This window comes from Nocardiopsis nanhaiensis, from assembly GCF_054778635.1.
Window position 1 is genome coordinate 24,240 of the sequence record NZ_BAAGZJ010000077.1, and the last position, 13,643, is coordinate 37,882.

The following is a 13,643-nucleotide window of genomic DNA, read 5'->3' on the forward strand; positions in this document are numbered from 1 at the left end:
CCCGGCCGACCTCCTGGCGGCCACAAGGAAGGAACATCCTGATGAGCGGCTGCCCGGTCCGGTTGTACGGCCCGGACTTCCAGTCCGATCCCGCTGGACGCTTCGAGAACATGCGCTCGTCCCACGGCCCGGTCGTGCGCGTACACCTGGACGGCGGCGTCCCCGCCTGGCTGGTGTTGGGCTACCGGGAGCTTCACCACGTGCTGAGCACCCCGAAGGCCTTCGGTAGTGACTCCCGCAGGTGGAACGGCTGGGAGGGGGTGCCCCAGGACTGGCCGCTCATGCCTCTGGTGTTCCCGGTGCCGAACATTCAGCACACGGAGGGGGAGGAGCACCGCCGGCACGCCCGGGTGATCGACGACGCCCTCAACGGAGTGGAACCCTACGAGCTGCGTCAGGTGACCACACGGATCGCGGACCGGCTCATCGACTCCTTCTGTGCCTCGAGCGTGGCGGACCTGAGGTCGATGTACGCCCACCGGCTTCCGGCCCTGGTCCTGTGTTGGACGTACGGCCTGGACGATGACCAGGGGGACGCGCTCAGCGCCATGAGCACCACCATGCTCGACGCCGGCCCCGACTCCCAGCAGGCCTACATGGAGCTCAGCGCGGCACTCCAGCGGTTGGTGCTGGAACGCCGGGCCAGGCCCGGGGGCGACGTGGTGTCCCGCATGATCGCGCACCCGGCCCGATACAGCGACGAGGAGCTCGTCGTCGACCTGTTGGCCATCATCGCCGCCGGCCATCAGACCACCGCCGACTGGATCGGCAACGCGCTGCGGCTAATGCTCACCGACAACCGCTTCTCCGCCTCCATGGCCGGAGCCCGGAGCAGCGCGGGCGAGGCCTTGTCCCAGGTGCTCTGGGAGGACAGCCCGTGCCAGATCCACGCGGGCCGGTACGCCGTACACGACGTGGAACTGGGCGGTCAGCTCATTCGCCGGGGCGATCTGGTACTCCTCAGCCTGGCCGCCGGCAACCGCGACCCGCGGGTGAAGCCGGACCGGAGGACCTCCGGGGAACGCGGCAACAAGGCCCACCTGTCCTTCTCCCACGGCGAGCACCGGTGTCCCCACCCGGCCCAGGACATCGGGGAGGCCATCGCCACCACGGGGATCGAGGTCCTGTTGGACCGGCTCCCGGACATCGACCTGTCCATCCCGGCAGAGGATCTGCGTTGGCGCCCCTCCCCGTGGGTTCGGGGCGTCGCCTCCCTCCCGGTCACCTTCACCTCCGCCCTACCCCAAGGAGTGCACTGATGCCCTGTCCCGTCTCCCAGGCCGAAAGCTCCGACGACATCACGGTCATCCATCCCGTGATCGACAGCATGCCCGCCGAGCGTGAGCGCCTCTACCAGGCCGGGCCGGTCGCCCGGGTCCAGCTTCCCGGCGGCGTGCAGGCTTGGGCCACGACGCACCACGACGTCACCCGGGCCACCCTCAACGACTCCCGCCTGGTCAAGAACGCCGAGCACTGGGCCGACCTCCGGGCCGGCCTGATCCCGGAAGGGTGGCCACTGCTGCTGACCGTCCCCATGGGTGACAACGAAATGCTCGGCCTGGACGGCGCACCGCACAGGAGGCTGCGCAACCACATCGCCAAGCCGTTCTCGGCCCGCCGGGTGGAGCGGCTGCGCCCGCGGATCGAGCAGATCACCGCCGACACGCTCGACCGCTTGGAACCCAAGGCCGACCAGACCCTGGACCTGAAGTCCGAGTTCACCTTCCCCATCCCGGTCGGGGTCGTCGGTGAGCTCTACGGGGTCGACCCCCGCCACTACCCGTACCTCGGCGAGCTGTGCAACGCGCTCTTCGACTCCACAAGCACCCCGCAGCAGTTCCAGGAGACCTACGGGGCCCTCCAGGACTTCTTCGCGGACGTGGTCGCCGCCAAGAAGGCCGACCCGGGCGAGGACATGACCACCGACCTGTTCGGTGAGGGGCCGGACGGAGACCGTCTCTCCGACATCGAGGTCGAGCGGCTCCTCCTGAACGTCATGGTGGCCGGACACGAGACCACCGTGAACCTCCTCAACTGCGCGGTGCGCGCCCTGCTGAACCACCCCGAGCAGCTCGAACTGGCCAAGAAGGGCGAGATCGGCTGGGACGCGGTGGTGGAGGAGACCCTGCGCTACGACACGCCCAATATCTCGATGCTGTTCCGCTTCGCCACCGAGGACATCGAGATCGGCGGGGTGACCATCCGCAAGGGCGAGGCCCTCATGACCCACTACGGCGCGGTGACCGTCGACCGGGAGGAGTACGGCGAGGACGTGCACGTCTTCGACCCGACCCGGGCCAAGGGCCGCCACATCGCCTTCGGGTACGGTCCGCACGTGTGCCCGGGCGCGCCCCTGTCCCGTCTGGAGGCGGGCGTCATCCTGCCGATGCTCTTCGAGCGCTTCCCGGACATGACCCTGGCGGTCGCCGACGAGGACCTGGAGCTCAACCCCTCGCTGCTGGTCAACAGCCTGAAGGAACTCCCGGTCGTCCTTCGTCTGTAAGCAATCCGGTGGCCGAGCCCCGCCCCTCGACGAGGGCGAGGCCCGCTATCCGTCAAAACCGACATTCTGAAAGAAACCCTGATGCCCTGCCCCGTCCAACACGGTTCCGGTGAAGCCGTCACCCTCGACCCCTACGTCAAGAATCTGCGCGCCGAGCGGGAGGTCCTCCACGCCGCTGGACCCGTCACCCGGGTCAACCTGCCCGAGGGCGTGACCGCCTGGGCGGTCACCCACCACGAGGCCGCCCGCGCTGCCCTCACCGACACGCGCCTGGTCAAGGACCCCGCCTACTGGGACGACTACCAGCAGGGCCGTATCCCTGAGGCCTGGCCGCTGATGAGCACGATCCCGCCGACCCCGACCAACCTCCTCGGCACCGACGGCGCCGAACACAAGCGCCTGCGCCTGCTCACCGCCAAGGCCTTCTCCGCGCGCAGCATCGAACGACTCCGGCCGAGGATCCACGAGCTGACCGAAAACCTGCTCGACGCCCTGGAGCCCGAGTCCCACCGGCCGCTGGACCTGAAGGGGGAGTTCGCCTTCAAACTCCCGATGAGCGTGATCGGCGACCTCTACGGGGTGGACCAGGCCGAGCACGGCTACCTGCGGGACATGTACGTCAAGTTCTTCAGCGCGGTCACCACTCCGCAGGAGTTCATGGAGACGTACGCGACCCTGGAGCGCTACTACGAGGACATGATCGCGGACAAGCGCGCCCATCCGGGGGAGGACCTGACCACCGAGCTGATCAACGCCGGTGAGAACGGCGACGCCCTCACCGACCTCGAGATCCGGGGCACCCTCCAGGTGGTCGTGGCGGCCGGGCACGAGACCACCGTGAACCTGCTGTGCAACGCGGTGCGCGCGCTCCTGACCCACCCGGAGCAGTTCGACCTGGTCAAGAAGGGCGAGGTCGGCTGGGACGCCGTGGTGGAGGAGACCCTGCGCTTCGACCCGCCCACCTCCAACATGGTCTTCCGCTTCGCCACCGAGGACGTCGAACTCGGCGGGGTGACCATCAGGAAGGGCGAGGCGCTGATGACCTCGTACGGCGCGATCAGCCGCGACCGAGGCGAACACGGCGAGGAGCCGCACCCGGACACCTTCGACCTGACCCGCCGGAAGGGCCGGCACATCTCCTTCGGCTACGGCCCGCACGTGTGCCCGGGCTCCCACCTGGCCCGTATGGAGGGTCAGATCGCCCTGCCGATGCTGTTCGAGCGCTTCCCCGACCTGCGGCTGGCCGCCCCCGAGGAGGAACTCGAGAACCACCCCTCCATCGTGGTCAACAGCATCAAGGAACTTCCGGTCCTCCTGCGTCCTCAGCAGTAGGACCGCGGTTTCTCACGCTGGGAAGTTCTCGCCGGGCCGTTCGTATCGGAGCGGCCCGGCGCTTTTTCCGGCGTGCTGGTCACTGGGGAACAAGGAGGGCTTCAGGAAAGAGCCAAAAATGGCGGAATGAGGATTATTCGCCCTTATCAAGCCTAAAATCGACAGTCCGAGTGCCTTCCTAGGGAGCGCCTGGAAATGTCGAAGCCGACCGTGATCGCCGCCGTTGCCCTGCTGGCCGCGGCGGTCGGCTGCGGCCAGGCGGATGTTCGCGAGATCGTCCCCACCGGCGGGGAACAGCAGGACCAGGAACGCGAGAATCCCGAGGAGGAGCCCCCAGTCCCGGGGGCGGAGGAGCCCGTCAGCAGCCCGGAGCCGACAGATCCCGCCGCCGACCCCACGGGTGGGCCGGACCCCGCACCGGCACCGGGCGAACCGGAGGAGACGGGGACCGGCGAGGCCGAAGAGGAAGACGTTCCGGACGAGGCCGCCGAGTACATGACCGCCCTCACCGCGAGCGACGACCCCGAGCGGATGCGCGAGGGCCTGACCCTCACCGCCGAGGACTCCACCGCGCACACCTATCTGCGCCACTACGTCCAGGTGTACAGCGCCTGGGAGTCGGCCGGACACAGCTATGCCCCGTCCGACCTGACGCCCTCCGAAGAGGGCTTCGAGCTCTGCCTTCCGGGGTCAGGCGGTCCGCCGGTGTGCGCCTTCTTCAGCCGCTTCACCGTGGAGGACGGCCTGATCACCGGCTTCCTGGTGAACGGACAGGACCCCGGAAAGCGCCTGGTCTCCGGCCACGGGGTAGCGGCCAGTTCCGAGGGTGTGGACGTGCACATGCTCACCGCCTACCAGAGCATCACCGACGACGTCCTGGTCGTCACCGCCGAGTTCACCACGGTGGACAACGTCGACCTCGACCTCTTCGGCGCCACCTACACCGCCCCGGACGGCCGCGAATACCGGGCGGAGGAGGCTGTGGGGGAGTACCGGCTGGATGCGGGTACCGCCGTCCAGACCGCCCTGTTCTTCACCGGACCGGAGGTCGGCGGGGACCTGGCCGTGACCGGCTGCCTCGACGAGTGCTTCGCCTTCGTCGACCTGGACTTCCCGGTGGACTGACCGCCCTGGCCCGCCGCCCGGGGTGACCGGTCACTACGCGGCGGACCCCCGGCTTGCGGCGCTTTGCCCGCCTTCGGGTGCCGATCGGCTGCCCAGGACGTTGAAGAACACGTTGAGCACCAGCGCGGAGACGGTGGCGGTGACGATGCCCGAGTGCAGGACCATCGCCGCCCACTCCGGGAAGCCCTCGAAGAAGTCCGGGGAGGCGATCGACAGGATGCCGAACCCGAGGGCTACCGCCACGATCACCAGGTTGTGGTTGTTCTCGTAGTCCACCTTGCCCAGGGTCTGGATGCCCGCCGCGGCCACCGAGCCGAACAGCACCAGGCCGGCCCCGCCCAGCACGGGGGAGGGGATCATCGCCACCACCCGGCCCAGGACCGGGAACAGGCCCATCGCGACCAGCAGGACCGCGCCGGCGGCGACCACGTAGCGGCTCCGCACCTTGTTCAGCGCGATGAGGCCGATGTTCTGGCTGAAGGTGCTGCCGGGGAAGGAGTTGAGGAGGGGGCCGACGACCGCTGTGGCGGCGTCGGCACGCAGCCCGTCTGCCAGGCGCTTGCCGTCGATCCTGCTGCCCACGACCGAGCCGACGGCCAGGATGTCCGCCATTCCTTCGGCGAGGATCACGACCATCATGATGCACATGGTGATGATCGCGGCGGCCTGGAACTCCGGCGGGCCGAAGTGGAAGGGGCTGGGCAGGGAGACGGCCGCACCCTCGCCCACGGCGCCGAAGTCGACCTCGCCGAGGGCGGCGGCCAGCAGGGTGCCCAGGACCAGGCCGAGGAGGATGGACGCCCGCCCCCACGCCCCGCGCAGAACCTTGGACAGGACCAGGATGATGGCCAGGGTCGCCCCGCCCAGCAGCAGCCCCGTGTCGGTGGGGATCCCGGTCTCGCTCTCTTCGGTGATCCAGCCGACCGCGACCGGGATGAGGGCGAGGCCGACGACGGTGATGACGCTGCCGGTGACGACCGGTGGGAAGAAGCGGATCAGGCTGGCCATGGCCGGTGCGATGAGGATGCCGAACAGGCCCGCGGCGATGGAGGCGCCGAAGACCGCGGGCAACCCGCTGGACTCCCCGATCGCGGTCATCGCGGTGATGGGAATGAAGGAGGCTCCGATGACCAGCGGCATCCGCATGCCGAACCGCCACACACCGAGCGTCTGGACCAGCGTCATCAGGCCGCTCACCAGGAGTGCCGCGCTGATGATCAGTCCGGTCTCCACGGGGTCCAAGCCCACGGCCGCCGCCATGATGAGCGGCGGGGTGACGACCCCGGCGTACAGGGCGAGGATGTGCTGGAAGCCGTAGGTGACCATGAGCCGCAGGGGCGGCCGCTCGTCCTCTGGCCTCTCGTCCACCGGGCGCTCGGTGACGGCGGGTTCCCGGCCGTCGGGAGCGGGGACCGTGCCGCCCTTGGGAAACGTCATCGTGGTGGGGCCTTCCGGGTGGGTGGTGCTCTGCGGGGTGGTGCCTCAGCGGATGGCGCCACGAGGACAAATCATCGGATGGTCCGAAGTCTGATGCAAATTCGGGGTACTCCTTTGGAGGAAAACACCAGAGCAAAACGGATGCGCGTGCTTGCTGTCCGTAGCCATGCGTGGGTGTGCGCCTGCCCGGCCCCGAGAACGGTTCCACCGCCGCTCCGGCCCGAGACCGGGCCCGCACCCGGACCGCAGACGGGATCCGTGCCGCCCCCGGGTGCCGCGAAGGCCGCCCGCGGGTACCTCGGGAGAGCCGTCGGCCGAGGCCGAGCGGCTCACAGCGACCGGTCCCGGACGTGACGAAGAACGCCCTCCCGGGGCATGTCCGGTTCCGGACACGTCCCGACGCGGTCAGCGCGCCCGTCCGCGCCGGGTGTATCGGGCCCCTCTGCTATGAATGGGGGGTCTCCGACCCGGTCCCGGCCCCCGCCTCCCCTGACCCGCGCGGTGTTCGGCGGGCACCGGGACCCGTCACAGCCCAGAGAGAGAAGGCCCTTCGGCATGCCCCGTTCCAGACCGCTCCTGAGCGCGTTCGCCCTGGCGCTCGCCGCAGTCCTCGCCCTCACGTCCTGCGGACTCGTGCGCGACGCACGGGAAACGTCGGACGCGGACGCCGGGGCCGCGGACTCCGAGACGGGAGCGGACTCCGACCAGGAGGACGCCGAGCAGGACGAAGCGGAGCAGGAGGACGCCGAGGACGGGGGCGCCGAGGAGGCGCAGCCCTACGTGGAAGCCCTCGCGACCAACTCCTCCGAAGGGCTGGAGGACGGGTTCGACTACGCCCAGGCGGGTTCGCCCGCCCACGACTACCTCAGGTACCAGGCGGACATCGCCCTGGTGTATGAGGAGGCCGGGGATTTCGAAGACCCCTGGGACGTCGAGCTGGTCGGCGACGAACTCGAGATGTGCCACCCGGAGGATTGCGCGACCTACGGGAACTTCGAGTACCAGGACGGGCTCCTGGCCGACTTCGAGATCGAGGGCCGGGCCGTCAGCGACAACCTCTATCCCGGGTTCAGCGAGGTCACGGAGGACGGCGCGACCGTCACGATGGGGGCCAGCTACACGTCCGCCAGCGCCGACGTCCTGGTGGTCACCTTCGGTGTCGAAGCCGACGACGACACTGCCTTCGAGCTGGACAACGCGGACTACGTGGCCCCGGACGGCAGCCGGACCCTGGGCGCGGCCGACACGTGGATGGGCAAGGCGGAGTACGAGCCGGGGGAGTCCGGGCTGCTGCTCTACCACTTCGCCGAGAGCGAGCCCGGCGGCCACGTCTCCTTCACCCTCGAGTGCACCGAGGGCTGCTCGGGCACCATCGAGGGCGAGCTTCCCCTGGCCTGACCGGGCACCTTTCGGCCCGGCCTACCGGACCCCGCCCCCGTGCCGGGCCGGTCCGGGCCGGGCGGCTTACCGGGTCCGCTCCACCCGGCCCTCGTCCCACACCGGCTCGTCCGCCTCCCTTACGCGCCCGTCCGCGCCGAACACCACGAACCGGTCGAAGCCGCGGGCGAACCAGCGGTCGTGGGTGACCGCGAGGATCGTGCCCTGGTAGAACCCCAATGCCGACTCCAAGGCTTCGGCCGACACCACGTCCAGGTTGTCCGTCGGCTCGTCAAGCAGCAGCATCGTGGCACCGGACAGCTCCAGCAGCAGCACCTGGAACCGGGCCTGCTGACCCCCGGAGAGGGTGTCGAAGGTCTGCTCCGCGGAGAGCGCGAGCTCGTAGCGGTCCAGTGCCCGGCCCGCCTCCTCCCGGGGCACACCCTTCCGGGTGCCCTGGCCGTTGTGCAGGATGTCCAACAGCGTGCGCCCGATGAACTCCGGGTGCTCGTGCGTCTGCGCGAACCACCCCGGCAGGACCCGGGCGCCCAACTTGGCCCGGCCGGTGTGCGGCACCGGCTCGACCACGGCACGCTCCTCCTCGGGCACCAGCGAGGACTCGGGGTCGTCGCCGCCAGCGGCGAGCAAGCGCAGGAAGTGCGACTTGCCCGAACCGTTGGAGCCCAGCACGGCGACCCGCTCGTCGTACCAGACCTCCAGGTCGAAGGGGTGCATCAGCCCGGTCAGCTCGAGGTCGCGGCACACCAGGGCGCGCTTGCCGGTGCGCCCGCCGCGCAGCCGCATCCGCAGGTTCTGGTCCCGGGGCTGCTGCTGGGGCGGCCCCGCATCCTCGAACCGGCGCAGCCGCGTCCGCGCGGACTGGTAGCGGGTGGCCATGTCCGAGTTGTAGGACGCCTTCTGCTTGTACATGGCCACGAGCGCTTTCAGCTTGGCGTGCTCCTCGTCCCAGCGCTTGCGCAGCTCGTCCAGGCGGGCGAACCGTTCCCGGCGGGCCTCGTGGTAGGTGTCGAAGGCGCCCCCGTGCACCCACACGCTGTTGCCTGCCGCGCCCAGCTCCACGGTGACGATGCGGTCCGGCACCCGGCTGAGCAGTTCGCGGTCGTGGGAGATGAACAGGACCGTCTTCGGGCTGGCGCGCAGGGCATCCTCCAGCCAGCGTTTGCCCGGTACGTCCAGGTAGTTGTCCGGCTCGTCCAGCAGCAGTACCGGCGCCGACCCCTGCAGCAGCGTCTCGATGACCAGGCGCTTCTGCTCACCGCCGGAGAGCGTGCGCACCTCCCGCCACCGGCAGCGCTCATAGGGCGCCCGCAAGGCGGCCGTGCAGCACTGGTCCCACACGACCTCGGCCTCGTAGCCTCCGGCATCGCCGTAGCGCGCGATCGCCTCCGCGTAGCGCATCTGCGTCTTCTCACCGTTGGAGAGCATCATGGCCTCCTCCGCGGCTTCCAGGTCCGAGTGGGCCTCACGCACCGCACGCGGTGAGACCGACACCAGCAGCTCGTGCACCGTGGTGGTGTCGCGCACGTGCCCCACGAACTGGGGCATCACGCCCAGTTCGCCCTCCACGGTGACCGCGCCCGACTGCGGCGGGGTCTCTCCTCGGATCAGGCGCATCAGCGTGCTCTTGCCCGCGCCGTTGGCACCGATGAGAGCGGTCTTGGACCCGTCCCCGACCCGGAACGACACCCCGTCCAGCAACACCCTCCCGTCGGGCAGAGTGTGTGTGACCTGGTTGATGTCGACGTAACCCACGACCCGCTCTTCTCCACTGCTCACGACTGCGCACACACGCTCGGCATGCTCGCGCAGGCTTCCACACGCGTATCCGCCTGGGCAAAGGGTTTTCCCCGGGGTCAGGATCTGTGCGGCCGACATCAGCAGGGCCAGGACCCGCAAGGCCGGAATCCGCGAGGCCCGCGCGGGTCCTCCCGCTCAACGCGGCGGGAGGCCGTGGCAGCGCTCGGGGGTATAGGCCCTCAGTACCTCGGGGAACAGGGCCGGGCTCACTTGTTCCGGCGGGGCCTGTCCGGTGCCCGGGTCCCACCCGGACCGGTCCTCGGGGTGCATGTCGGCGGCGAAGGCCAAGTCGACCTTGGCCACGTGCCCCGCGTAGTGCGTACCGGGAACGGCGGTCTCCCCGGAGATGTAGGGGACCAGGTGCATCCCGAGCTGTTTCAGCCCTTCGGGGCGGGGTCCGGCGGGCCGCAGCACGAACGTGATGAGGGTCTGTGCGCCGCCGTGCTCTTGGGAAACGCCCGTCATCAGCCTGAGGAGGGTCGGTGCGCCCAGGCGGGGCCGGGGCACCGTGCGCAGGTGCACCCCCGCGACATCGGACCAGGGCAGGGTGGCGTCCACCGAGATCCGGTACCAGAACAGGGGTGCGGCGGTGAATCGTATCCCGTGCGGCGACACTTCCGTCACCCGTCGCGACATCCACATCGGCGCTGTCACGAGCAGGGCGAGGAACCAGACCAGGCAGAAGATCCCGGGGAGGATGACGAGGGCGGGTAGCCAGGGCTCCCCGACGCCGCTGACGATGATGCCGGCGGCCGCGCCAGCCAGGGCGCCCCACAGCAGCGTCCGGCGGGCCCAGGACGCGGGTGAACGCTGCAGGACCATGCGGACCGTGCCCCGGGGAGGTTCAAGGGCGGGCGGTGGCTCCGGCGCCGCGGTCTCTTCCGCCGGTTCCGCGGCACCGTCCTCGGCGCGGGCCGTCTCCGGGTGCGCTGTCTCCCGGGGCGCCGTTTCCGGCCGTGCCGGGAGGTCTCCGGGCGCCGGGGAGAACCACGTGGCCGAGACCTCCGCCAGCTCGAACCGGTCGGGGCGCGCTTTGTACAGCAGGTGCGCCAGGCGCCGGACCGCGTCCTTCATCGGGTCTCCGGGGCCGCCGACGCGCACCCGGTATCCCGTGTGCTCCGGGACGGGGTCCAGCCACCCCGGCGCCTCCACCCCGCCCTCCAGGTACAGGTCCACCACCGGTCGGCTCACCCGCCGGACGGCCTTCTTGCGGATGCGCCTGCCGTACGGCAAAGCGACGGCTGGGCGTTCGGCGAACTCACGCTGCCAGGGCACGATGAGTGCGACGTCGTCCCACCTCAGAAGGTGGGTGCGTGCACGGAAACCCCACTGCCCGCCGTACACGAACCGTACGCCTTCCCGGGCCACTCGGATCTCGCGCGGGGTGGACTGCCGTACCCACTGCCCCGCCAGCAGCGCCCAGGAGAGCGCCGAGGCCAAAGCCAGCGCCACGCCCACCCACAGGCCCGGGTCCTCGGTCGCGCTCGGCAGTGTGCCTCCGTCGAGCGCGGAGGGTCCCAGGAGGACTAGGAACAGGACCGGGAGCGGGGTGAGGAGCAGGGTGATGCTGGCGAACACCTCCCAGTACCCCGGCAGCCGGTCGGGGCGGAGCGAGACCTGGGTGGTCGGAGGGGAGACGATCATCGTGGAGTCCTCGTGGGCGGTCGGTTCGGCGGGTACGGGCAGGGTGCCGGGGGTAGGGCAGAGCAAGCGGAAGGTGCGGGGTAGCCGTCAGCGCACAAGGTCCGGGCGGAAGAGTGAGATCGCGCGCAGGAGGTCGCCCGCAGGTACCTCGCGGGGCGGCGCCCCGGTCCGTCCGAACATGTGCCAAGAGGCGCCGCCATCGTGCGGCTGTCCTGACAGGTCCAGTTGGATCCAGGACACCGGGGTGGGTAGCGACAGGTCTGCTCTTCCGATGTTGTGTAGGGTCTCGGTGTACTGGGCGCCCATGGCGAGCCACCGGCCCGCGCGGTCGGCCTGGGTGAGGTAGAGGTCGATGACGGCCGCGGGCTCGGCGGGCACACCCGGTTGGTATCTCCCGCGGGCGAGGCCGTCGGCCGCGCACAGGACCTCCGGCCACGGCACGTGCACGCGCATACCCCGGTGACGGAGCCACAGCGCACCTTCTTGGATGAACGTCAGACCTTCCCCGTCCACCTGTACGCCGCGCCGACTGAGCGAGCGAGGTGCCTGGTACAGCCACACGGACAGGCCGACGAGGCAGACCGCCCAGGGGATCGCCGATAAGCCTCCGATCAGCGGATACCACAGGTCAGAGACCAGGCTGACGCTGAACAGTGCTAAGGGCCCAAGCCACAGGAGGGCGACCCGCGACCAGCGGGCAGGCGAGACCTGGAAATCCACCCACACCCGGTCCGAACCTTGGGAGTCCCGGCCAGGAGTAAACCAGGAGTCAGGCGGGGTGTCCCGGCGCATGATGTCGGGACGGACCCTGTCGATCGCGATCGCGGCCTCGGTGGCCTGCTCCTCCGCCCAGTCCCAAGGGCCACCCAGTCGGATCCGGGCGGCCGGGGCCGCCATGCCCGCCGGTTCTTCGCGGGGTGGATCCACTGCGCCAAGCCACTGGGGCACGCGCGCGGCCGCCACGAACAGGTACACGTCCATCACCCGGTGCCGGGGGCCGCCTGGCCTGACCGCCGTTGTGGCCCGTACCGCCTGTACCCGGTTCCAGGGCACGGTGTACGACATTTTCGGCAGCCACCAGCGCCGGGGCCGCACCCACTCCATGTGCTCGGCGCGCAGCAGTAGTTCCATGCCGGCGTGGGCACGGGGGAAGCGCAGGACCAGTGCCGGGAGGGCTACCAGGACGACCAACGCGGCCCCGGTCAGCAGGGCCGCGAGGCCGAGGAGGAGGGGGTTCGTCTGTCCGTGCGGATACGTCAGGCCTTCCTTGACCAGCCCCGGTCCGAAGGTACTGCCGCCGATGGTCAGCCCTAACAAGGCGGGTAGCAACAGGGCGCCCGCCGTTCCGCCCCAGGCGTCGCCGAACACCGGGGCCCCCAGACGGACCCGCCGCCCTACCACCTGCCCGTGTTCCCACATGTTCTCAGTTCTTCTCCCTACGGCCGGAGGCCGACGCCCCCAGTCGGTCGAAGCCGTGGCACAGGTCGGGGCGGAAGATCTGGACGGCCCGTCCGAGCTGCCACAGGGAGACGGTGGTCGGGACCGGGCCTCCGTCGTCCATCTCTTGCCATTCCGCCGCGGTCTGTCCCACCAGGTCCTCGGTGAACCGCAATTGGAGCCGGGTCGCGGGGAATTCGGCTAGCGCATTCAGCGCTGGGGTATCGGGCTTTGGACACTGATCCACATCGAACAACAGATGTGCCCAGGCTTTGGGATCGCCCGGGTTGAACGGTTCCGTGTAGATCTCAATAACGGAGTAGTGGTCATGCAGTACCGGAGCGTTGACGTTCCGCAGGTCTTTGGGGCGATGATTCGCCGCTCCAGTGATCGTGCGGTGGGTCACGGCCTGGACCCGTGTCCACGGAATGCACGCTTCCAGCCCCTGTCTGCTCCACAGCAGGGGCCGTGGCTCGAACTCCAGTCCTCGCGGCGTCACCCGGACTTCTTTCCGCGCGAAATAGTGCGGTGAGAACCAGACCCCGAAAAGCAGGGGTATGCCGAACAGCACCAGCCCCAGTCCTGACAACCCACCGACCAGCGGATACCAGAGATCGGAGCGGACACCCAGGGCGCTCAGTGCCGTGCCGGTCGCCAGCACACCGGAGAGGGCGATGACCTGGCGAAAGTTGGTCTCAAAGCCGAGCACGATCGGTACGTTCGGCTGGACGGGGCGTTCAGCCGCCGAGTCAGTGGAATCCGCCGGGGCGGGGGTCGTCGACGGAGTGGTCGGTAGATCGGGTGGAGTTTCGGGGGCCACCCCAGGCGGCGTGTACCACTGCTCTAGTAGTACTTTGTTAAGTTCCTGATTTTTCAGCGTGGCTCCGCCATGATGGACGGGTGGACCTGGATGCTGTGGAAGAACTCCGCGAGGACCTCGACGCTTTCTGCGCCGAGGTCTTCGCCTCCA

General features: G+C 69.7%; 10 protein-coding genes. 5 read left to right on the plus strand and 5 right to left on the minus strand.

The features are described 5' to 3' along the window. The first annotated feature begins 41 nt into the window (after positions 1-41). From ACYVD1_RS27355 to ACYVD1_RS27370, 4 genes are all read left to right on the plus strand, one after another. Positions 42-1,259, plus strand: coding sequence for a cytochrome P450 (locus tag ACYVD1_RS27355; protein ID WP_460777366.1), 1,218 nt, complete (start codon positions 42-44; stop codon positions 1,257-1,259). After that, positions 1,259-2,503, plus strand: a complete 1,245-nt coding sequence (locus tag ACYVD1_RS27360) for a cytochrome P450 family protein (RefSeq protein WP_460777367.1) — start codon at positions 1,259-1,261, stop codon at positions 2,501-2,503. The genes ACYVD1_RS27355 and ACYVD1_RS27360 overlap by 1 nt, the downstream gene beginning before the upstream one ends. Positions 2,504-2,584: 81 nt before the next feature. After that, complete coding sequence (locus ACYVD1_RS27365; RefSeq protein WP_460777368.1) at positions 2,585-3,835, plus strand: cytochrome P450 family protein; 1,251 nt, start codon at positions 2,585-2,587, stop codon at positions 3,833-3,835. A 195-nt stretch (positions 3,836-4,030) separates the two neighbouring features. Then, positions 4,031-4,960 carry a hypothetical protein gene (locus ACYVD1_RS27370; RefSeq protein WP_460777369.1) on the plus strand — a complete coding sequence of 310 codons (930 nt, stop codon included), beginning with the start codon at positions 4,031-4,033 and terminating at the stop codon, positions 4,958-4,960. 33 nt (positions 4,961-4,993) lie between these two features. Here ACYVD1_RS27370 and ACYVD1_RS27375 read toward each other — a convergent pair whose 3' ends face one another. Next, positions 4,994-6,397 (minus strand): nucleobase:cation symporter-2 family protein, encoded by a 1,404-nt coding sequence (locus ACYVD1_RS27375; protein ID WP_460777370.1) that lies wholly within the window; start codon positions 6,395-6,397, stop codon positions 4,994-4,996. 555 nt (positions 6,398-6,952) lie between these two features. On the opposite strand from ACYVD1_RS27375, the gene ACYVD1_RS27380 reads away from it, so the two are divergent. After that, a complete protein-coding gene (locus ACYVD1_RS27380; RefSeq protein ID WP_460777371.1) occupies positions 6,953-7,795 on the plus strand; it encodes a hypothetical protein in 843 nt (280 codons plus the stop codon). A 66-nt stretch (positions 7,796-7,861) separates the two neighbouring features. On the opposite strand, the gene ACYVD1_RS27385 is transcribed toward ACYVD1_RS27380, so the two are convergent. The 4 genes from ACYVD1_RS27385 to ACYVD1_RS27400 form a co-directional block, all read right to left on the minus strand. Beyond that, on the minus strand, positions 7,862-9,547 hold the full coding sequence (locus tag ACYVD1_RS27385) for an ABC-F family ATP-binding cassette domain-containing protein (RefSeq protein WP_460777376.1): 1,686 nt from the start codon (positions 9,545-9,547) through the stop codon (positions 7,862-7,864). A 180-nt stretch (positions 9,548-9,727) separates the two neighbouring features. Then, complete coding sequence (locus ACYVD1_RS27390) at positions 9,728-11,302, minus strand: hypothetical protein (RefSeq protein ID WP_460777372.1); 1,575 nt, start codon at positions 11,300-11,302, stop codon at positions 9,728-9,730. Positions 11,303-11,323: 21 nt separating this feature from the next. Further along, the gene (locus tag ACYVD1_RS27395; RefSeq protein ID WP_460777373.1) at positions 11,324-12,655 is read right to left on the minus strand and encodes a hypothetical protein; all 1,332 of its coding nucleotides are present in this window, start codon (positions 12,653-12,655) and stop codon (positions 11,324-11,326) included. Positions 12,656-12,659: 4 nt separating this feature from the next. Then, complete coding sequence (locus ACYVD1_RS27400; RefSeq protein WP_460777374.1) at positions 12,660-13,382, minus strand: hypothetical protein; 723 nt, start codon at positions 13,380-13,382, stop codon at positions 12,660-12,662. Positions 13,383-13,643: the final 261 nt, after the last annotated feature.